Raw genomic sequence first — 20,621 nt, forward strand, 5'->3', positions numbered from 1 at the left:
ACGGGCGATGTCACAAACGACGCGACTGATACGTCTAGCCGGTTTTAGACCTCACGAGTCGCGCCGCATGTCAGATTACCGATCACCTCGCCCTGTAGCCGGCAGCCAGGACCCGTTCGCGAGCAGCTTTGCGACCACCTATGCCGGCGTCGTTTCATTCCTGGCCGTCGCCAATGAAGGCAGTTTCGCCCGCGCGGGCGATCGCCTCGGCATCGGCCGCTCCTCGGTTAGCCGCAATGTGCAGAAGCTCGAGGCGCAACTCGAAGTGCGCCTGTTCCTGCGCACGACCCGCAGCACGTCGCTCACACGCGAGGGCGAACTCTTCTACGAGAGCTGCCAGCCTGGCATCGAGCGTATCGTGGCGGCGCTCGACGGCATGCGCGATCTGCGCAGCGGGCCGCCGCGCGGGCATTTGCGCATTGCGTCGACCTCCGGCTTCGGCCGCAAGATCGTCGCGCCGCTATTGCGAGACTTCCACTCACGCTATCCCGGCATCACGCTCGAACTGCTGCTGAACGATCGCCCCGCCGACTTCACCGCCGACCGCGTGGACGTGTCGTTTCGCGACGGGCGCATGGAAGACAGCGGCATCGTCGCGCGGCAGCTCACTGCGATGCAGATGATCGTCTGCGCATCGCCCGCCTATGCGCGCCAGCACGGCCTGCCGCGCCACGTCGACGAGCTTGCGGATCATCGCTGCATCAACCTGCGCAACGCCTCCGGCCGCGTCAAGGACTGGCAGTTCAAGGTGGACGGCAACCCGCTGCGGCATCAGCCCGCCGCACAGCACACGTACAACGACCCTGACCTGATCCTGCAGGCGGTGCTCGACGGTCTCGGGATCGCACAATTGCCGGCTTATCAGGTGCGTGACCTGCTTGGCGACCGCCAGTTGCTGAGTTGCCTCGCGCAATATGCGCCCGACGACGAAGGTCACTACATTTGCTATCTGAGCCGCCAGCACCTTCCGGCCCGCATCCGCGTGTTCGTCGACTACATGATCGAGCAAACGCGCGCGATGAACCCGCCATGCGACACGACGGTGACGTCGGCGCCGGCTTTATCGACGGTCGAGTGAACCGTGAGTTCGTCAGACGGATGCGCGCGGTGCCGGGCCGCGATTGGTGCGGTAAAGACAACACCGTGAGTGCCTGCACGCGCATGGCGTCACGCCCGGCGTCCGCCTACCATGAAGCTATGCGGCGTCTTGCCGTCAATTATGAGGGGTCTCGATCATGAAGATCGTTGTTATCGGCGGCACCGGCCTGATCGGCTCGAAGACCGTCACGATTCTGCGCGACGCCGGCCACGACGTGCTCCCTGCGTCGCCCAGAAGCGGTATCAACACGCTCACAGGAGAAGGCCTTCAGGAGGCGCTCCAAGGCGCGCAAGTGGTCATCGACCTGGCCAATTCGCCGTCGTTCGAAGACAGCGCAGTGCTCGAATTCTTCGAGACTTCCGGTCGCAACCTTCACGCCGCGGAGGCCGCTGCCGGCGTCGGCCATCATGTCGCCCTTTCTATCGTGGGAACCGACAGGACGCCGGAGAACGGCTATTTCCGCGCCAAGGTCGCACAGGAGAAGCTGATCGAGGCCTCGGGCATTCCCTACACCATCATTCGCTCGACGCAGTTCCTGGAATTTCTGGGCGGCATTGCCGCGTCGAGCGCCGAGGGCAACACGGTCAGGCTTTCGCCCGGATTCTTCCAGCCAATTGCATCCGACGACGTCGCGGCCTTTGTTGCCGATGTCGCGCTTGCTGCGCCGCGCAACGGCATTGTCGAGATTGCGGGTCCGCAACGAGCCCCATTCGACGAAATCATCGCGAGCTACCTGAAGGCGATCGGAGATCCGCGCGAAGTCGTGCGCGATCCAGAGGCGCGCTACTTCGGCGGTCGCGTCGAGGAGCTATCGCTTGTGCCATTGGGCGAAGCGCGCCTCGGCCGCATCGGGCTGGAAGAATGGCTCAGCCGGTCAAAGGCGGCAGGCTGACTGGGCGTCGGTGGAAAGACCTGTGCTCGATGAAACGCACGTTGCCGTTGGGGAAAGATCGTTATCTAACCACTCTGAGGCGCGCAGCATTCTGTGCCGATTCGAGCCGGTTGCCGCCCAACGATTTGGCGCGGTATAGCGCCTCGTCGGCTGCGGCCAGCAGTTCGGCAAGCGACTGCCCCGCGTCGCCGGAATGCGCGAGGCCGATGCTCACCGTAGCCTGAATATCAACGCCATCCACCCTGTGCGAAACGGTCTGTGCAAAACCCCTGACGATAGCCTCGCCCACCTCGCGCGCGCGGCGTTCGTCATGGCGCGGCAACAGCACAGCGAACTCTTCTCCGCCGATTCTGGCAAGCACAGCCTCGCGCCCCACCACGCTGCGCGCGACATGCGCGAATGATTTGAGCACTTCATCGCCAGTTTTGTGACCGTAGCGATCGTTGAGCTTCTTGAAGTGGTCGAGGTCGAGCGCAAGCAGCGACACGGAACCGCTTTCATGACCCTCACCGAGCACACGCATCCCTTCCTCGAAGAACCATCTGCGATTCCCGAGACGGGTCAGGTAGTCAGTTTGCGATTCTTGCAGGAGTTGGCCATGCGTTTCCTCGCGGATCATCTTCAGCACGGTCATCGGCAGAATGACCGAGTACAGGACGCCCTCGTACATCGTGATTGCGCCGATGGTGGGCAGCAGGCCCATTCCGTACCGCGTCACGAGCCAAGGAAGAACGAGAGCCCGAAAGGCATAGAAAAGCGCGTGGATTGCCGTCACCGCCACCGCGATACGCCGTGACTGGAAGGCTTTGAAGTCGTCGCTTCTAAGGAACTCGCGGGACGTCATGCCGCTCGCCACCGCGATTGCGACCGCGCTCACGTAAGCCCACACGGTGCTCTCCCAGCGCGCACCGCCCACTGCCCATGTCAGCGCCATGAGAAGGAGCAACCCGAGCGAACCGGCCGGGTATCGACGCCCGTTTAGCAACGCGGCACCGTGCAGGACCAGCAGGTAGCCCGTCAGAATGACCAGATTGCTCAGCGCGGAGCCCCACGGGGCGGGCAGATCGTGACGAAACACGGCCGCTGCGCAACCGGTTGCGAGCGTCGCATATCCCGCTGCCAGTACTCGCAACTCCCGGCTTCGCCGCGGATGGCTTTGGTGTTCCCAAAGCGTCATTCCGGAACTGGCGAATAGCGTTCCGATTAAAAGCAGGTAAAGGGTGAGGAGATCGACATGCATCGCTGACCGGACAGTTCCACGCCGGCAGGATGCGGCGACTGCGGCATTTTACTTGGATCGGAACGAAGTGCTCCGCTAATGGAGGCATGCACTCTTTTCTGGGAGCTTGCCGATATCTCAATGCGCCATTAACCACTGCGCCTAAAAGCACTCGACGAAGTGCCGCTGAACCATAAGTGCATTTCAAGTGAATCGCATCGATGCATCGCCCGACACCCCTAAATGCGACAGAAATAGTCGCAAAACGTTGTGATTCATCGGGTTCGTTTTTTAACCGCATCTGCTACCCTCAACCTGCCGATTTCGTGCGGGCTCGCGAGCATGCGCCGGCTTCATTGCCGCCTCTCTTTCGCAGCTGGTCCACGCAGCGAAGCGACTCTGCGACGTCTGCGCGATATCTACTTCTACGAATTCCTCTTCAACCACCGCATGGAGTAAGCGATGTTGGAACGGCTGGGCTCACGGTTTGTCGCCATTGGTGTTTTACTGATCGTCGCAGGTTGCGGCGGCGGAGGCGGCGGGGGTGCCTCGAACACGGGCGCCGCTGCACCGGCATCCGGCGCATCGGGCACGAGCGCGACTACACCGACACTGGCCGCCGCTACGCCTGTGATCGACGGCACGACGCTAGGCGATGCAAACTGGCCCACGGGCTCGACATCGTCGGGCGGCCTCGGACAGCCGGTCGGCGGGCTGAACTGCGGGTTGCGCAGCAATGCCTATACCTACACGCATCTGTCGATCTATCAGAACGGCCGCCTGCTCTCGGTGCCCGCCAACATCGGCACGGTCGGCCCGACCATGACGGCGCAGACAGGTTGCGCGTATCCGCTGCACACCGTCGACGCAAGCGGCAAAATCCGCATGGATACGACCACCGGCGCGTCGTACACACTCGGCCAGTTCTTTGCGATATGGGGCGAAACGCTCGGTGCGTCGAACGTCGCGGGCCTGAACGGATCACCCGTTACGATCTATGTGAACGACGGCGGCACGCTTTCGCAATACAAGGGCGATCCCGCGAGTCTCGTGCTTCCGCCGCATGGCGAAGTAACCATCATGACCGGCACGCCGTTGACGCAGATCCCCACCTACACATGGACCGATCCGCCGCCCTTCGACCCGAATCCGGTCACGCTCGCCTATCTGGGCGTGGTGGGAAGCCAGTACTGGCCGGCCGGCAATACGGCGACCGGCGGGAACGGCGCCACGGTCGACGGTTTGATCTGTGCTGCCGGGATGAGCGAGCTGTACCACGTGCATGCGCATCTCGCGATCATCAAGGACGGCCAATGGCTCGCCATGCCGGCGAACGTGGGCATACTGTCGCAGTGCAACTATGAAATGCACACGCACGACCAGACCGGCATCATTCATATCGAAACGCCGACCCTCAAGACGTTCACGCTGGGTCAGTTCTTCGACATCTGGGGGCAGCCGCTCTCCAGCACGAACGTCGCGGGCATCACCGGGAACGTAGTGGCGTATATCAACGACAACGGCGATTCGCGCCGTTACATGGGCGATCTGCGCAATATCGAGTTGACGTCGTTACGCGACGTCACATTGCAGATCGGCACGCCGCCAATCAGTTCGCTTCCGACATACTCGTGGTACGAGTCGCAATAACTGAAACGTTCGCGGCATGCGCGATGTGCGGACAATAGCGGCGACGGCGGTGACGCTTAACAACGCGTCCAGCCGACGCCGCAAGACCGCAAACATCATTACTGTCGTCACCAGTAACGGGCCGTGGAACCGCGGCTCACGCATGCATCAACTACACGAAAAGCTCGCTGCTGAGTTCACATCGCCGCCCTTATAGCGCGCGACTTTCGGATACGGACACAGCGGCCGCGTGCGGCCCGCGCCCCACTGCGCAGGCACTTCGCTATTCGGTATCGCATTGCTCGCATCGCGAGCGGTCGCGATCACGCTATCCGGTGCCTTGCCCTGCTCCACCCAGGCGACCATTGGCGTCAGCATGTCGAACTGATCGGCTGCGGGGCCGCCCGAGCAATGGTTCATTCCCGCGACCGTGAAGAGCCGCGCGAAGCTGCTCGCATCGCCGCCATTGGCCGCCATCACGTGTTGATACCAGTCGGTCGTATCGTTCGACGAAAACACCGGGTCGCTCGTGCCGTGATACACCATCAGCTTCGCGCCGCGTTGCCTGAGCGCGCCGAGATTGGCCTCGTCGGGCGGCGTCATGAACGACCACGACGATTCCGTGTACGCGCCGCTCGTCGCAAAGATCTTCGGTGCGTCGGTGTCCATGCTGAAGTTCAATGCATACGATGACAACTGGCTCAGCAGCGAAGCGCTTTGCGGCGGCGTCGTGAACGTAAATGCAGCGGCGGCGGGGTCGAGCGTGATGGAGTTGCTCTGCTTCCATGCCGCCCAGCCCGCGCCGCTCACGCCGGCGTCGTAGGGAAAGCTCGCGTACAACGCGGTGCCGGCGCTGTTGCGCGCGCCCGAAAACACATTGCCGATCGCTTCTTTTTGCGCGGTGGTCAGGCACGTTCCGTCACGCACGTTGCCCGAGCAGGTCGGCAAGTCCGCGGCCAGGTTGAAATTCGCCTGGCATGCCTTAATGTCCTGCACCATGCCGTCGGCGACACCATCTAGTGCATCGCACTTTGCGATGATTCGCGACGCCACCAGTTGGCGTTCGGCGGCAGTAAAGCCGGTCTTGATGTCGGGCAGGCCATTCGCGGTTGTCGCAGTCGCAACCTTTGCGAATTGCTGCGCGCCCCACATTTCGCCGATGGCCGCCTTCGGCAAATGAAAGCCCGGATCGCCCGCAATGATCCCGTCGTATTCGGCCGACGATCTCGCCGCCGCCACCATCGCGTGACGCCCGCCGTTCGAGCAACCGTCGAAATAACTGCGATCCGGCGCCTTGCCGTAGGCGGTGCGAATGACCTGCTTGGCCATCGGCGTGAGCGTCGCTACCGCGTTATAGCCGTAGTCGATACGCGCCTGCGGATCGAGGCCGAATAGCGGATTCTGCGACGATGAGTGTCCCGCGTCGGAACTGATCACGGCAAACCCCATGTTCAGCGCATCGTTGAGCGGCCCGCCTCCGCCGATCTCGCCGGTCGCCGTCACCACGTTGCCGTCGAGCCCGCCGTTGGCCTGATAGAAAAACCTTCCGTTCCATGCAACGGGCAGACGCATCTCGAAGCCGATTGCGTAGGTCTTTCCGTCGACAGCGCTCACGCGCTGATTCATCTGCCCTTGAACGACACAATGCTCGGCGATTGGCTTGCTCGCCACCGTCAGCGTTCCGGCCGGTACGTCCTGCACGGAATTGAACGTGGTGTTGGCGAAGGACAATTTGCTCGCCAGCGCCGCGCAGCTTCCAACCAGCGTTGCCGGTGTGGCCGCGCTCAGGTGCGGCAACGTCAATGTGTTATCGGAAGAGCCGCCGCATGCTCCAAGCGTCGCGCACACGGATACCGCAATCACAGACTTTCTCATTCAATGTCTCCTAGAACGCGTGCTTGATACCGACCATCACACCTGTCTGACCGATGCCGGCGGCGGGCGTCGTGCCGCCACCGCCGCCGCTCACCGAATAGCGCGCCTTCGCACTGTTGGCCAGATAGGCGGCCTGCGCATACACGGACGAGCGCTTGCTCAGCAGATACGTGGTGCGCAGCGCGCCCATCGTCGCGCGGGAGTCGTGCACACTGTTGACGATGCGGAACACTTCTCCGTCGACCAGGAACGCGGGCGTCACGAAGTACGACGCGCCGACGAAGAACAGATCCGAGCGCACGTTCGGCACCGCTGGCGAGTCCGTCACGACGCGCCGACCAAGCCAGCCCGCGCCGAGCCTAGCGCCCGCGTACTGCGCATAGGCGCTCACATGCGTGCGGGCGTCCTTGTCGGCGGCGTTGCCAAGCGGCGTGGGAGCGACGCCGTCGAAGAAGTTCGCCTGCGCATTTGTGCCGCCGCGTTGCTCCTCATACGAAGCTGCAACGCCGAAGTTCGGCGCGTCGTATTTGAGCATTACCGACCAGTCGCGGCACTCGGTCGGGTGGCCCGCTACCGAACCCGCGCAAGTGCCCTGCCCTGGCGAGTTGCCCGTGCCGGCCGAATCGCGGCCGAACGAATACCCGGCGCCGAGCGTGAAGCCCTTGTACGTGCCCATGTACGTCACCGAATTATCGGCACGCGCATTGGGCACATATGCGTCGAGCGAACCCATGCCGTAGATGTCCGGGCCGATAATGTCGGCGCCTTGCAGCGCGAGGTACGTCATCGTGTATTGCCGGCCAAATGCCATGGTCCCGTATGGCCCCTTGAGGCCGACAAACGCCTGCCGTCCAAACAGCCGCCCGCCCTGGCCGGAACTGCCGTCGCGAACGTTGAACCCGCTTTCCAGTGTGAAGACGGCGCTATAGCCGCCGCCGAGATCCTCGGTACCGCGCAGGCCCCAACGCGAAGGCAGCTCGCCCGTTACCGCCGGCATGCGAAACACATGGCCGCCTGCGGCATTCGCATGCGATACGTATTCCACACCGGTATCGATGATCCCGTACAGCGTGACGCTCGACTGCGCGAGCGCGGTCGTACTCAGCGCGCACAGGGCGCCGGATATAAAAAGGCGGGTCGTGACTGTTTGCATCGTTGTCGTCTCCAAACGTTGTGTTTTCTTTTTCAGTTGATTTGATAAGGATGTCTGATCAGTCGTTCGCGCGCGGACGGCGGATCAGCATCAGAGCCGCCGCCGCGGCAATCAGCGTGACCGGAATGCTCGCGCCGATCACCGTCGACGAACTGCGGCCCATGGCCAGCAACTGGCCGGCCGCAAGCGGGCCGACCACCGAGCCGACGCGCCCCACCGCGACCGCTGCGCCGACACCCGTGCCTCGCATCGCTGTCGGATAGAACGCAGCAGAGAGCGCATACAGCACCGATTGGCCGCCGATCACGAACATCCCTGCGAAGAACGCGGATACCGTCAGCGCCGCGAAACCCGGCGCGATCGACAACGCCGCGAGCGACGCGATAATGCCGATATACATGCCGGACACCACCACACCGCCGCGCAAACGGTCCATCAACATGCCGATGAAAAGCGCGCCCAGGCCGCCGCCGATGTTGAAGAAGATCTGCACATAACCGACTTCCGCGCGCGCGAGTCCGCGTGCCGCCATCAACGAGGGCAGCCAGTTCAGCAGGAAGTACAGAACGATCAGCGTGCAGAAGTAGCTGATCCAGATTTGCAGCGTTGAGAGCCCCCGGCTCCCGCCGAACAGCACTTCGCCGACGGGCGCGGGCTTCGCGTTCATGCCGTGTGACGCGCGGCGAAACGCGGAGGACTCAGGCAGGAATGCAAGCAGAAGCGGCACCAGAATGAGTGGCCCCGCGCCGCCCACATAGAAGATGTGTCGCCATTGCGTATCGCCGATGCTGACAATGCCGACAATCGAGGCGATCACTCCGCCGAAAGGAATACCGCAATACATCACGCTAACCGCGGTATTGCGCAACTTCGGCGAGACCGCCTCCGACGATAGCGCGATCAGGTTCGGCAACGCGCCGCCCAGCCCGATACCCGTCAACACGCGGACAAAAACAAGCATGCCGAAGCTGCTGACGAACGCAGTCGCAATAGACAGCAGACCAAACAGACACGCGCACAGAATCAGTATCCGCTTGCGACCGATGCGGTCGGCGAGTCTTCCGCCCAACATCGCGCCCGGCAATAGCCCGAAGGTGCCCGCGCTGAACGCAAGCCCCATTTGCGCGACGCTCAGGCCGAACTCGCGTGCCATGCGCGGCGCCGCGACGCCCACCGATTGAAGGTCGAGCCCCTCGAGCAAGGCAACCGCAAAACAAAGACTCAACGTGACGGCGGCGCCCGTTCGCGCGGTGGCTTGCGCCATGCCGTCTGCCGGCAGTGCTGTTCTGGTGGATTTCATGTCTGTCTCCTGTCGGCCGGAGCCGGCGCTTCCACGTCCTGCTCCGGTCACTGCAAGTTGATTGCTGTTTATTGTGTCGATGGCCGCCGATGCATCCTTATCGCCCCATGTATCAGGCTTCCTGACATCATGGGTGAACAAAAGCGCGTTCATGAGAACGCGCTACGGTCAGTCGCGATGGAGCATATTAAATATCAGGCGACCTGACAAAACAAGGTGAGCGTCTTTGGTGAATACCCCAGGTACTTTCAACGCAAGGGTTTTCACCGATCACGCGGCGATTGTGTCCAAAGCCGCTTGATAATAGACTTGTATCAGGCTACCTGATACGGCGCATGCATTGAAGCTTTAAAGCAAACGCTGTCGGGTGCTCGCACATCACGACAAACATCGATACGCGCACAGGCGCGCTGGAGCTACGAAATGGCAAGTTATGAGGGTCGCTGGAAGACGGTGGACGTGAAAGTCCAGGAAGGCATTGCATGGGTGACGTTCAATCGCCCCGAGAAACGCAATGCAATGAGTCCCACGCTCAACAGCGAAATGATCCAGGTACTGGAAACGCTGGAACTGGACGCGGACGCAAAGGTACTGGTGCTGACAGGCGCCGGCGACGCATGGACGGCGGGCATGGACTTGAAGGAGTACTTCCGCGAAGTCGATGCAGGTCCGGAGATCCTGCAGGAAAAGATTCGCCGCGACGCATGCCAATGGCAGTGGAAACTGCTTCGCATGTACTCGAAGCCGACTATCGCCATGGTCAACGGCTGGTGTTTCGGCGGCGGCTTCTCTCCGCTCGTCGCGTGCGATTTGGCTATCGCGGCCGACGAAGCCGTGTTCGGCCTCTCCGAAATCAACTGGGGCATTCCGCCGGGCAATCTGGTCAGCAAGGCAATGGCGGATACGGTCGGGCATCGTCAGGCGCTGTACTACATCATGACGGGCGACACGTTCGACGGGAAAGAAGCCGCTGCAATGGGACTCGTCAACAGCAGCGTGCCGCTCGAACAACTGCGTGCGAAAACAGTCGCGTTGGCCGCGAAGCTGCTCGAGAAAAACCCTGTCGTTCTGCGCGCCGCCAAGCACGGTTTCAAACGCTCGCGCGAACTGACGTGGGAGCAGAACGAAGACTATCTGTATGCGAAGCTTGACCAGGCGCAATTGCGCGATCCCGAGAAAGGACGTGAAGAAGGCTTGCGGCAATTCCTCGACCAGAAGTCGATCAAGCCTGGCCTTCAGGCGTATAAGCGCACCGAGTGACGAACAGGTAAACATTGATCCCGTAGCCTGCCCGCACCTGCGCGCAGCACGGGAAAAAGGAAAGGAGACAGCCATCGTGAACGAAGTAAGTATGTTGATCGGGGGCAAGGACTGTCCGGCGTCGGGCGGCGCCACCTTCGAGCGGATTGATCCGGTGACCGGCGGCGTGGCTTCGCGCGCGCCTGCTGCGACGCTCGCCGATGCGGACGCCGCTGTCGAAGCCGCCGCCGCCGCGTTTCCCGCGTGGTCCGCGCTACGGCCGACCGAACGTCGTGCGCGCCTGCTGAAAGCCGCCGACATCATGGACGCGCGAGCGGGCGCGTTCATCGAATGCGGCATGGCCGAAACCGGCGCGATGGCCAACTGGTACGGCTTCAACGTGCATCTCGCAGCCAACATGTTGCGCGAAGCGGCAGCCATGACCACACAGATCGACGGCAGCGTGATTCCGACCGACACGCCTGACAACATTGCTCTCGCGGTGCGCCAGCCCTGCGGCGTCGTACTCGGCATTGCGCCGTGGAATGCGCCGGTGATTCTCGGCACGCGCGCTGTTGCGATGCCGCTCGCGTGCGGTAACACCGTCGTGCTGAAAGCATCGGAGGCCTGTCCGGCCGTACACAGAATGATCGGCAGCGTTCTGCAGGATGCGGGACTCGGCGACGGCGTCGTCAACGTGGTGACGAACGCGCCGGACGACGCGCCTGCCATCGTCGAACGGCTGATCGCTCACCCTGCCGTGCGTCGCGTGAACTTCACAGGATCGACCCACGTGGGCCGCATCATCGCGATGCATGCAGCCAAACATCTCAAGCCCGCACTGCTCGAACTCGGCGGTAAGGCACCCGTTCTCGTACTCGAAGACGCGGATCTCGACGCGGCCGTGGACGCCATTGCGTTCGGCGCCTTCTTCAATCAAGGGCAGATCTGCATGTCGACGGAACGCGTGATCGCGCATCGCAGCGTGGCCGATGCGCTCGTCGACAAGCTCGCTGAGAAAGCGCGCACGCTGGTTGCCGGCGCACCCACCGCGAAGGATGCCAAGCTCGGCGCGATGGTCAGCACGCAAGCCGCGCAACGCGCAACGGCGCTCGTGCAGGACGCCCGGGAACATGGCGCGAAAGTACTCGGCGGCGGCACGTTGACTGGCGCAATCATGCAGCCGACCATCGTCGACGGCGTTCTCCCGGCTATGAAGCTCTACGCCGAAGAATCGTTCGCGCCGGTCGTGACCGTGCTGCGCGTGGATACCGACGACGAAGCCGTAAAAGTGGCGAACGACAGCGAGTTCGGCCTGTCCGCCGCTGTCTTCAGTCGCGATATCGCGCGCGCGATGAGCGTCGCGAAACGTGTGGAGTCGGGCATATGCCACATCAATGGACCGACCGTTCACGATGAAGCGCAGATGCCGTTCGGAGGCGTGAAGGGAAGCGGTTACGGACGTTTCGGCAGTAAGGCGTCGATTGCCGAGTTCACGGATCTGCGTTGGATTACGATCCAGACGGGTCCGCGTCACTATCCGATCTAGGCCGCTCGATCAAACACATCTCGATCTGACACGAATGCCGTTCAGCGGCATCATTCGAATCCCGCATGCTTCGCAGCAGACGAAGACTGCGGGAAGGAGACAATAAGTGAATTTGCAGCCGACGCAATCCAGTGTCGATAGAGAAACGCCCGTGCGCTATCGCGAAGTGCGGATCGGTTCGGCGTCCGCTCGCGTTCGCCGTGACGGCGACGTGTGGTACATGGAGTCCGCCGCGATGCCCGGCAACTATCCGCAGCGTCTGACCGACCGGCTGGCAAGCGGCGCGCGTGCGCATCCGGACCGCTGGCTCGTCGCGCGCCGCGGCGCGAACGGGGAATGGCAAGGCATCAGCTACGCGCAGATGCTGCAGCGTGCGCGTGCCATCGGCCAGGCGCTGCTCGAGCGCAACCTGTCAGCCGAGCGGCCCGTTGCGATTCTCTCCGGCAACGATCTCGAACACATGATGATCGCGCTCGGCGCAATGTGGGCCGGCGTACCGTACGCGCCCATTTCGCCGGCGTACTCGCTCGTTTCCAGCGATTTTGGCAAGCTGAGGCATACGCTCGATGTGCTCACGCCCGGTCTTGTCTTCGCGACCGATGCCTCTGCATTTGCCGCTGCAATCGACGCGACTGTTGCGGCCGATGTCGAAGTCGTGACGTCCACGGGCTGCTGTGCCCGCCCTGTGACGAAGCTGTCGGCGCTGCTCGACACAACGCCCATTACGGTCGATGCCGCGCACGAAGCGATCGACCCGGACAGCATAGCCAAATTCCTCTTCACGTCAGGCTCGACGACGCTGCCGAAGGCCGTTCCGACGACGCATCGCATGCTATGCAGCAACCAGCAGATGCTGCGCGAAACATTTCCCGAGTTCGCCGACGAGCCGCCGGTACTCGTCGACTGGCTGCCGTGGAATCACACGTTCGGCGGCAGTCACAACGCGGGCATCGCGCTCTATAACGGCGGCACGCTTTATATCGACGACGGCAAGCCCGTCGGCAAGAAGTTCGAAGAAACGCTGCGCAATCTTCGCGAGATCGCTCCGACGATCTACTTCAATGTGCCCAAGGGCTGGGAAGAACTGACGAGCGCGCTTGAAACCGACGCCAAGCTGCGCGAGACATTTTTCTCACGTGTGAAGGTGTATTTCTTTGCGGGAGCGGGACTCTCGCAAGCCGCGTGGGATCGGCTTCAACAGGTTACGGAGCGCTTTTGCGGCGAGCGTATTCGCATCATGGCGGGTCTCGGCATGACGGAGACTTCGCCGTCGTGCCTCTTCACGACGCTGCCCGCGAAGGCCGCCGGTTATGTGGGCGTACCCGCGCCGGGCTGTGAAGTGAAGCTCGTGCCCGTCGGGGACAAGCTGGAGGCGCGCTTTCGCGGTCCCCACGTCATGCGCGGCTATTGGCGAATGGACGGTGCAGCCACTGGAAAATCATTCGACGACGAAGGCTATTACTGCAGTGGCGACGCACTGAAGTTCGTCGACCCGCAACAGCCCGAACTGGGTTTGATGTTCGACGGCCGCATTGCCGAAGACTTTAAGCTCAGTTCCGGCACCTTTGTCAGCGTCGGCCCGATGCGCGCGCGTGTTATCTCGGCGGGCGCACCATATGTGCAGGACGTGGTCGTCTCTGGATTGAATTGCGACGACGTGGGCTTGCTCGTGTTCCCACGACTCGACGACTGCCGGCGCCTCGCGCAACTGCCTTCGTCGGCGAGCGCGTCCGAAGTCGTCAGCGCGCCCGCCGTGCGGCAGTTCTTCGTCGAATTGCTCGATCGGATCAATCGCGAGTCGACAGGCGGCGCGACCACGATCGCACGGATGCGTCTGCTCGACGTCGCGCCGTCGCTCGATCTCGGTGAAATAACCGACAAAGGCTCGATCAATCAGCGCGCCGTGCTCACACATCGCGCTGAACTCGTGCAAGCGCTGCATGACCCGATCAAGCGGGACCCGGCCGTGATTTACGCGCCGCATGTCCAGACCTGAAGCCGGGCAATGCGACGCGCTGGCCGCAGCATGCGGCCTAAGCGCTTACTTGCGTGCAGGCACGGGCGCGAGAAGTTCGTGCGTTCCGACCGCGCGCTGCGCCGACTTGTGGACCATCGTGTACGCGTAGTCAACGCCCATGCCGTATGCGCCCGAATGTTCCTTGACGATGCCCATGACTGCGTCGTACGTCTCTTTGTGAGCCCAGTCGCGTTGCCATTCGAGCAGCACCTGTTGCCACGTCACAGGAACAACGCCGGCCTGGATCATGCGCTGCATCGAATATTCATGCGCTTCCTTGGAGGTGCCGCCCGACGCGTCTGCCACCATGTAGATCTCGTAGTCGCCTTCGTCCATTGCGCACAGCGAGAAGGTGTTGTTGCAGACCTCGGTCCACAGACCCGCCACCACCACTTTCTTGCGGCCGTTGGCGGCGAGCGAGTCGCGAACCTTCTGGTCGTCCCACGAATTCATCGACGTGCGTTCCAGCACCTTCTGACCGGGGAACACGTCCAGCAGCTCCGGGTACGTATAGCCGGAGAAGCTTTCCGATTCCACCGTCGTGATGGTCGTGGGAATGTTGAACACGCGCGCGGCCTTGGCAAGGCCAACCACGTTGTTCTTCAGCACCTGCCGGTCGATCGACTGGACGCCGAAAGCCATTTGCGGCTGGTGATCGATAAAGATGATCTGCGAGTTCGCAGGCGTGAGGACTTGCAGTTTCGGATTAGCCATGGCTTTGTACGTCCTAAGTGTCGATAAGGGTTTGCTGATCAGGGAAAACATGCCGCATTCGCTTCACAAGCGAGGAAAAACTGGAATGCAGTCTATCGACGGGCTTGCGCCGAGTCCTTGTCCAAGTCCTTAATCGTTCTTAAAAATAACAAACCGAAAGGTTTCATCCTTAAGGGCCAACGCCCCGCAAGGCGCGCGGTACCCTGCAGCCACATGCTTTCGGTTCGAAAACATGTTCGCGCACAATCGGCCGCCTTCATGGGATTAGGCCAAAACACCTTCGTTTAGCGACGCTGGCAATTAGCGCGACTTCCGTACGTTAACCTCGCATCGTGATACATCGGCAGGCCTGGCCGGGCCCCTGATGTAGCGCGAATAACTTACGGGAATTCGAAAAATGACGACGACCAATTCAGTCCAGTTTCCGGGTGAATCCGGCCCTTCTGTACCTCAACAAAAAGCGCCATCGTCCACAAGTACCGCCCCACTGCGGCGCCAATCGACAGTTCGCAAGATAAAGGAAGCGGCCAAGTCACTATTACCGGCGCCACTGTTCCTGAGCTTGCTGCATCACAAAGAAATTGGCCGCTATCCGAGCCTGCTGCGCCCTACTACCTTCAATGAGAAGATCTTGCGTAAAAGCCTGCGGCCCGATCCGTGGTTCGCGGAGCTGACCGACAAGCTTACGGTTAGAAAATATGTAGCGAGAGTGCTGGGCGAGGAGCACGTAATTCCGTTGCTCGCAGCGCCAGACACCTTTTCGAAAGAAGTATTCGATGCGCTGCCGAACTCGTTCGTGATGAAAGCCAATCACGGCAGCAGCTATGTGGAAGTGGTGAGAGACAAGTCCACACGCTCTTTCGAAGAACTGCGAGAGCTTGCCGATCACTGGTTGACACTCGACTTCTACAAGATCGCGCGAGAGAAACACTATCGCCAGATCGAGCCACGGGTTTTCTTCGAACACCTGTTGCTCGACAAGAGCGGCCAGATTCCCGCCGACTACAAACTGCACTGCTTCGGCGGCCGAAGTGGAAGGCCTACCATTTACATTCTGGTGATCTCGGACCGGTTCGGCTCGAATACGCATGGCGACATATACGACGCCAACTGGAACCATCTGGACATGGCGATTGGCGCCTACAAACCCAGTGCAGAGCCGTCGCCCCGCCCGGAGAACCTGGAAGCCATTCTGGACGCCGCCACCAGGCTATGCAGCGATTTCGATTATGTTCGCGTGGACCTGTATGCGCCGGATAACCAGATTTACTTCGGCGAATTAACGTTTACGCCCGGCGCGGGCGTACTGCCATTCACGCCTGACAAGGTCGACTACGAGTGGGGAAAACTCGTGCCCGACGCGTTCCTTTCAGCGAGGCCACCTTTACCGATCCCGTCGACGCAAGCGGCGTAACGTTTGCCGGTTTATTTCGGCAACTTTGGCACGTGACGCGCGCCGCATAAGGGCATTTTCCCCGCTTTACCGAAGCTCACGCGAGCCGCGTTCAGTTGTGTTATCAACCGCACATATCGCACTACCGCCCGTTGGCGGGGCAACGAACGGAAAGGTAAATTGATTCGTGCTGGCTTCAGAGGCCAGCGCGAGCGAACCCAAGGCGGGCAGTAGTCGCGGGTACGCTGCGCTCCCGGTTCATGACAGGTGGTGAATAAATATGCAAAACGTGACAATCGTCATCTGCAATTACAACTATGGCCGCTTCCTCGCGAAGGCCATCAACTCAGCCCTCGATCAGGATTATCCGGCTACTCAGGTGCTCGTAATCGACGACGGATCGACCGACGGCTCGCGTGAAATCATAGAAAGTTACGGCTGCCGCGTTAAAGCGCTTTACAAGCAAAATGGCGGCCAGGTATCCGCATATAACGATGCAGTGAACCTGATAGAGACAGAATTTGTCATTCTGCTCGATTCCGACGATCTGCTTTATTCTCACGCGGTGTCGAAAGTCATGCGCGTGTTCGATAGCGGCAACTTCGTCAAGGTCCAATTCCGGCTCGACGTCATCGATCCCGCAGGCAAGCCGTCGGGTACATATGTACCGCACTCCGCGGCTCCCAGCGACTGCGGCAGCCCCTTGCGCCAGGGATGGTTATATCCGTCGCCGCCTGCATCGGGCAACGCTTACCGCACAAGCGCATTAAAGAAGATATTTCCCGTTCCAGAGGCTGATATCAATCGCTACGGAGCGGACTTTTATGCGATCTACGGCGTCGCCTTGTTAGGAGCCGTCGCAACGATTCCGGAATCGCTCGGTGCTTACCGCGTGCATCGCACCGAGAACTCGGGCATTGATTTCGCAAACTCCGAAAGCAACGACAAAGCGCCCAAGGCGCTGACCAAACGCTGGGCCATTCTGCGGCAAATGGCGCGCGCGCGTCTGGGGATCGAACTTCCGCTGTCGTTTCATGACTTCTCGCTTGAGAAGGCCCATTTTTGCTCTGCCGTTTATCAGGCGCCGTTCACGAAACGCTGGCGATGGGTCAGCCGGCAGTCGCATAGTTACTTCCGCTCTATCGTGGGGAACCCGTTCTGGAGCTACAAGAAAAAGATTGGCACGCTCGCTTTGTCGAGTCTCTGTTTGCTGCCTTTCTCGACGCTCTCCGATTTCGCCGTTCGTTACATTGCAAATCCTCTTGCCCGTCGTCGCCTTTAGTCATCCGAAGCAAGATCAATTGTTGTTTGCGGTTCGTTTCAATCTTCAAAGCATGCCCGGTGCGTTGCACCTGATGTCACCGCAACAATTTGCATGGAAGTGATGATGAACAAGTTCGTTGGCCTGGATGTACTGCGTTTCGCGCTGGCTGTGTATTTGATGGTGTTTCATTCGATACATCAGTATCCGCAGTACGTGACGCTTCCGTTCGTTGAGTTGGCCAACCTGGGCGGCTTCGCCACGAGTTCGTTCTTCATCTTGTCGGGCTTCATTCTCGCCCACGTCTACTTCGGGCGAAGCATCGAATTGCGGGGCGGCACGCGCGAGTTTTTCGTGAAGCGCCTTTCCAATCTTTATCCCGTGCATCTCATTGCGCTCGTACTGGTGCTTCTCGTCTCGGCGGCAGGCACGCGCGGATACCAGCAGTTCGCGATCATGTCGCTCGACGACGCAGAGCACTACGTTACGCTCGGCCCCACCGAGACCGCTATCAATTTCGTGCTGAACCTGTTCTTGCTGCAGGTGTGGAATCCGCTATACGGGTCGGTTAATCCGCCATCCTGGTCGCTGGCGACATTGTTTTTCTTCTATCTCGCGTTTCCGTTTTTCGCGCCGCGGCTTCTCAAAGCCCGAAACAAACACCGGCTGTTACTGATTTTGTGGGTGCTTTACCTCGTCCCGCCTGTGCTTGCGACGCTGATGCACTGGTACGGTCCCGCCGCGGTCGGCATAGTCACCCGCAACCCGGTGCTGCGACTACCGGAATTTCTGGGCGGTATCGTCCTGTATGGACTGTTTCGCGAGGGACATCTGACCGCCATACACCGCAGCGGCATGAAGATTGCCGCAGCGTTGCTGGTGTTTGCAGGCTCGTTCGCAGCCGCTGCGTGGTTCGAGTCGCATGGATCCATCAATACACGTTATCTCGTTCATAACGGCGCATTGATGCCTGCGGAGCTGTTGCTCGTCGCCGTATTCGCCGGCCTTTCGGTTCCGTCCAGATTCGCGGCGCTATCGACTCGTTTAGGGAACTCGGCACTCTCGCTATTTGCGATTCATGTGCCGATCTTCCTCGTCATGATGAAGGTGCTGAAACTGCTGTCTATCGGCAAATCGCCCCTATGGTGCGCGTCGCACTTCTCCGAATGCGTCGCGGCTTCGAAAGAAGTCATACCCAGTATGGCGACTTATCCGCTGTATCTGATCGGAACGGTGATTGCGGCCGTGTATTTCCAGGAGCGGCTGGTCGCTCCGTTGAGGGACTGGATTCGCGGCCGGTTCCTCAGAGCGAGGACGAGGGCTCCGGCAGCGGAGCCGGGAAGTGTTTGAGGATTGACGCCGCCGCGAGGCGTTTCAGCGCAAGGCGGCGGCCTTCAGAAGCACCTTTAAAAGCACCTTCAAAAGCTCGCAAACGAATGCACGAGCCGATTGAAAGCTGCAGCGTTCGACACATTCATTCCGTGCGACGCGCCCGCAATGGTCTGCTTGTCCGCGAAGTCGATCCAGTCCGCGAGTTTTTCGACGTTATTGCGGAACATGCGAGGGCTGCGTTGCCCTTCGATCAACAGCGTCCTGCATTTCACACCGCGCGCCGCGTCGCGTGAATATGCGGGCAGCGGATCGCGCAGCTGTTTCGGCAACGTGGCCGCGTTGTCCGTAGCCATCGTGCGAAAGGCTACCGAACTCTTGCGCCATGATCCCGGCGCGCTGACCGAGTCCACGAACAGTTCAAGACCCGCGTCGATCTCGCCTGCCTCTATCAAGTCAACAACGCGTGCGCGCAGCGCGTTCGTCGCGGTGGGGAGCGACGCGTCGGGCATACCGTCTATCTGTAACGGACCGCCTGGGTCCGCAAGCGTAAGCGTCTTGACGAGTCGCGGGTACTCGCGCGCCAGGTTGAACGCGACGCAACCGCCGCGCGAGTGGCCGACCAGATGCACAGGCGCGATGCCGAGCGCCTCGATGAATTCGGCCAGTTCGGCAACATGCGTCTGCCAGCCGAACTCGCCCTGAATGCACGCGTAGGCCGCGGGCCAGTAGTGGCTCAAGCTCACCGAGATGCAGCGGAAATGCCCGGACAGCGCGGCTGTCTGCGCACTCCAGTAGCGGTAGTCGCACAGCGAGCCATGCACGAAGACGAGCGGCTCTCCCGTTCCGCACTCGACATACGGCACGCTAATGCCCGATGCGATGGTCGCAAACGAGAGTTCGGGCGCGGCAAGCAGGGAGAAATCGGTTCGGGCGTTCATACACTGGCTCCTTTGCCTGCACTATGCCGCACGTCAACATTTAAGAAAATCGCGTAATATTGATGGAATCTATTTGATTTTCTGATACCAGACCTTGAAAGCACTCGATCTCGATGTGATGACGATGATCGTCGCCGTCGCGGACACCGGCAATATCAGCCGCGCGGCGGAAGTCGTGCACCGCTCGCAATCGGCGGTGAGCATGCAGATCAAGACGCTCGAAACCGCGCTCGGCAAGCCGCTTTTCGTGCGCAAGCCGAGGAACGTCATACCGACACAGGACGGCGAAGTGCTGCTCGCTTACGCGCGGCGAATGCTGGCGCTGCGCGACGAAGCCTGGGCCGCCGTGGTTCGGCCCGACGTCACCGGCCGCGTGAGTATCGGCGTGCCGGACGACTACGCGTCCTCCCTACTGCCGCCAATCCTCAAAAAATTCTCCGCAACTTATCCGAAGGTCGAAATCCGGGTAGTCGGCCTGCCGAGCGTCGCGCTCGCGCCCATGGTGAAGGACGGTTCCGTCGATCTCGTGTGCGCAACGCGGGTCAAAGGGTTGTCGGGCGAGTTTTTGCGGCTCGAGCCGATGGTCTGGGCGGCGTCGCCGAGCGCACACGACATCTGGCGCGAAAGGCCGTTGCCGATAGCCGTGTTTTTGCCCGGCAGCGTCGCGCGGGAGAACGCGATCCGCAGCCTCGAACACGCGAAGATCAGCTATCGGACCTCGTATGAAAGTCCGAGTCTGATGGGTCTCGTGTCGATGGCCGAAGCCGGCCTCGCGATCGTTCCGCTCGCACAATGCGCCGTACCCGCGCATTTCGCGCTGCTCGGTCATGCGCAGGGGCTGCCCGAAATCGCAGCGCTCGAAGTCGTGCTCGCGCGAAGCACGGCTTCGAAACGGCCGCCGTGCGATTTTCTCGCGGAGAAAATCATCGCAGAACTGAGGCGCTAACTCGTCGCAGAAAACTGAACGGTGACAGGCGGCACCTTCGCCGCGCGAGGCAGGTCGGCCGAGTG

16 protein-coding genes are annotated in these 20,621 nt (G+C 61.1%); 10 read left to right on the forward strand and 6 right to left on the reverse strand.

The genetic code is table 11. The annotated features are described in order from the left end of the window. Positions 1-67: 67 nt before the first annotated feature. On the forward strand, positions 68-1,078 hold the full coding sequence (locus SB753_RS03665; RefSeq protein ID WP_288827324.1) for a LysR family transcriptional regulator: 1,011 nt from the start codon (positions 68-70) through the stop codon (positions 1,076-1,078). A 157-nt stretch (positions 1,079-1,235) separates the two neighbouring features. Beyond that, entirely contained in the window at positions 1,236-1,991 is a 756-nt protein-coding gene (locus SB753_RS03670) for an SDR family oxidoreductase (protein WP_410799007.1), read from the forward strand. Positions 1,992-2,052: 61 nt separating this feature from the next. Here the strand turns inward: SB753_RS03670 and SB753_RS03675 are convergent, their stop codons facing one another. After that, a complete protein-coding gene (locus tag SB753_RS03675) occupies positions 2,053-3,231 on the reverse strand; it encodes a diguanylate cyclase domain-containing protein (RefSeq protein ID WP_410799009.1) in 1,179 nt (392 codons plus the stop codon). Positions 3,232-3,672: 441 nt separating this feature from the next. Here SB753_RS03675 and SB753_RS03680 point away from each other — a divergent pair, with 441 nt between their 5' ends. After that, a complete protein-coding gene (locus tag SB753_RS03680; RefSeq protein ID WP_408414025.1) occupies positions 3,673-4,860 on the forward strand; it encodes a hypothetical protein in 1,188 nt (395 codons plus the stop codon). A 147-nt stretch (positions 4,861-5,007) separates the two neighbouring features. Here the strand turns inward: SB753_RS03680 and SB753_RS03685 are convergent, their stop codons facing one another. From SB753_RS03685 to mhpT, 3 genes are read right to left on the reverse strand one after another with little or no spacing between them, the layout of a single operon-like run. After that, complete coding sequence (locus SB753_RS03685; protein ID WP_410799011.1) at positions 5,008-6,714, reverse strand: tannase/feruloyl esterase family alpha/beta hydrolase; 1,707 nt, start codon at positions 6,712-6,714, stop codon at positions 5,008-5,010. Between the two features lie 10 nt (positions 6,715-6,724). Next, a complete protein-coding gene (locus SB753_RS03690) occupies positions 6,725-7,867 on the reverse strand; it encodes a porin (RefSeq protein ID WP_087753372.1) in 1,143 nt (380 codons plus the stop codon). A 58-nt stretch (positions 7,868-7,925) separates the two neighbouring features. After that, complete coding sequence (gene mhpT / locus SB753_RS03695) at positions 7,926-9,167, reverse strand: 3-(3-hydroxy-phenyl)propionate transporter MhpT (RefSeq protein ID WP_165572649.1); 1,242 nt, start codon at positions 9,165-9,167, stop codon at positions 7,926-7,928. Between the two features lie 423 nt (positions 9,168-9,590). On the opposite strand from mhpT, the gene SB753_RS03700 reads away from it, so the two are divergent. From SB753_RS03700 to SB753_RS03710, 3 genes are all read left to right on the forward strand, one after another. Then, on the forward strand, positions 9,591-10,427 hold the full coding sequence (locus SB753_RS03700; RefSeq protein ID WP_020066301.1) for a p-hydroxycinnamoyl CoA hydratase/lyase: 837 nt from the start codon (positions 9,591-9,593) through the stop codon (positions 10,425-10,427). 76 nt (positions 10,428-10,503) lie between these two features. Continuing rightward, positions 10,504-11,955 carry an aldehyde dehydrogenase gene (locus SB753_RS03705; RefSeq protein WP_410799013.1) on the forward strand — a complete coding sequence of 484 codons (1,452 nt, stop codon included), beginning with the start codon at positions 10,504-10,506 and terminating at the stop codon, positions 11,953-11,955. Positions 11,956-12,061: 106 nt separating this feature from the next. Beyond that, positions 12,062-13,951, forward strand: a complete 1,890-nt coding sequence (locus tag SB753_RS03710; protein WP_410799015.1) for a feruloyl-CoA synthase — start codon at positions 12,062-12,064, stop codon at positions 13,949-13,951. 45 nt (positions 13,952-13,996) lie between these two features. Here the strand turns inward: SB753_RS03710 and SB753_RS03715 are convergent, their stop codons facing one another. Next, positions 13,997-14,686: a hydrolase gene (locus SB753_RS03715; RefSeq protein WP_410799017.1), complete on the reverse strand. Its 690-nt coding sequence runs from the start codon at positions 14,684-14,686 to the stop codon at positions 13,997-13,999. 397 nt (positions 14,687-15,083) lie between these two features. Here SB753_RS03715 and SB753_RS03720 point away from each other — a divergent pair, with 397 nt between their 5' ends. From SB753_RS03720 to SB753_RS03730, 3 genes are all read left to right on the forward strand, one after another. After that, positions 15,084-16,100 (forward strand): ATP-grasp fold amidoligase family protein, encoded by a 1,017-nt coding sequence (locus tag SB753_RS03720; protein WP_131318801.1) that lies wholly within the window; start codon positions 15,084-15,086, stop codon positions 16,098-16,100. 259 nt (positions 16,101-16,359) lie between these two features. After that, positions 16,360-17,361 (forward strand): glycosyltransferase family 2 protein, encoded by a 1,002-nt coding sequence (locus tag SB753_RS03725; protein WP_020066306.1) that lies wholly within the window; start codon positions 16,360-16,362, stop codon positions 17,359-17,361. Positions 17,362-17,466: 105 nt separating this feature from the next. Further along, positions 17,467-18,690 (forward strand): acyltransferase family protein, encoded by a 1,224-nt coding sequence (locus tag SB753_RS03730; RefSeq protein ID WP_410799019.1) that lies wholly within the window; start codon positions 17,467-17,469, stop codon positions 18,688-18,690. Positions 18,691-18,758: 68 nt separating this feature from the next. Here the strand turns inward: SB753_RS03730 and SB753_RS03735 are convergent, their stop codons facing one another. Next, a complete protein-coding gene (locus SB753_RS03735) occupies positions 18,759-19,610 on the reverse strand; it encodes an alpha/beta fold hydrolase (protein WP_410799020.1) in 852 nt (283 codons plus the stop codon). 124 nt (positions 19,611-19,734) lie between these two features. On the opposite strand from SB753_RS03735, the gene SB753_RS03740 reads away from it, so the two are divergent. Continuing rightward, positions 19,735-20,556 carry a LysR substrate-binding domain-containing protein gene (locus SB753_RS03740; RefSeq protein ID WP_174447015.1) on the forward strand — a complete coding sequence of 274 codons (822 nt, stop codon included), beginning with the start codon at positions 19,735-19,737 and terminating at the stop codon, positions 20,554-20,556. Positions 20,557-20,621: the final 65 nt, after the last annotated feature.

It is taken from the genome of Paraburkholderia sp. SIMBA_053 (genome assembly GCF_046534895.1).
Lineage (GTDB): Bacteria > Pseudomonadota > Gammaproteobacteria > Burkholderiales > Burkholderiaceae > Paraburkholderia > Paraburkholderia caledonica.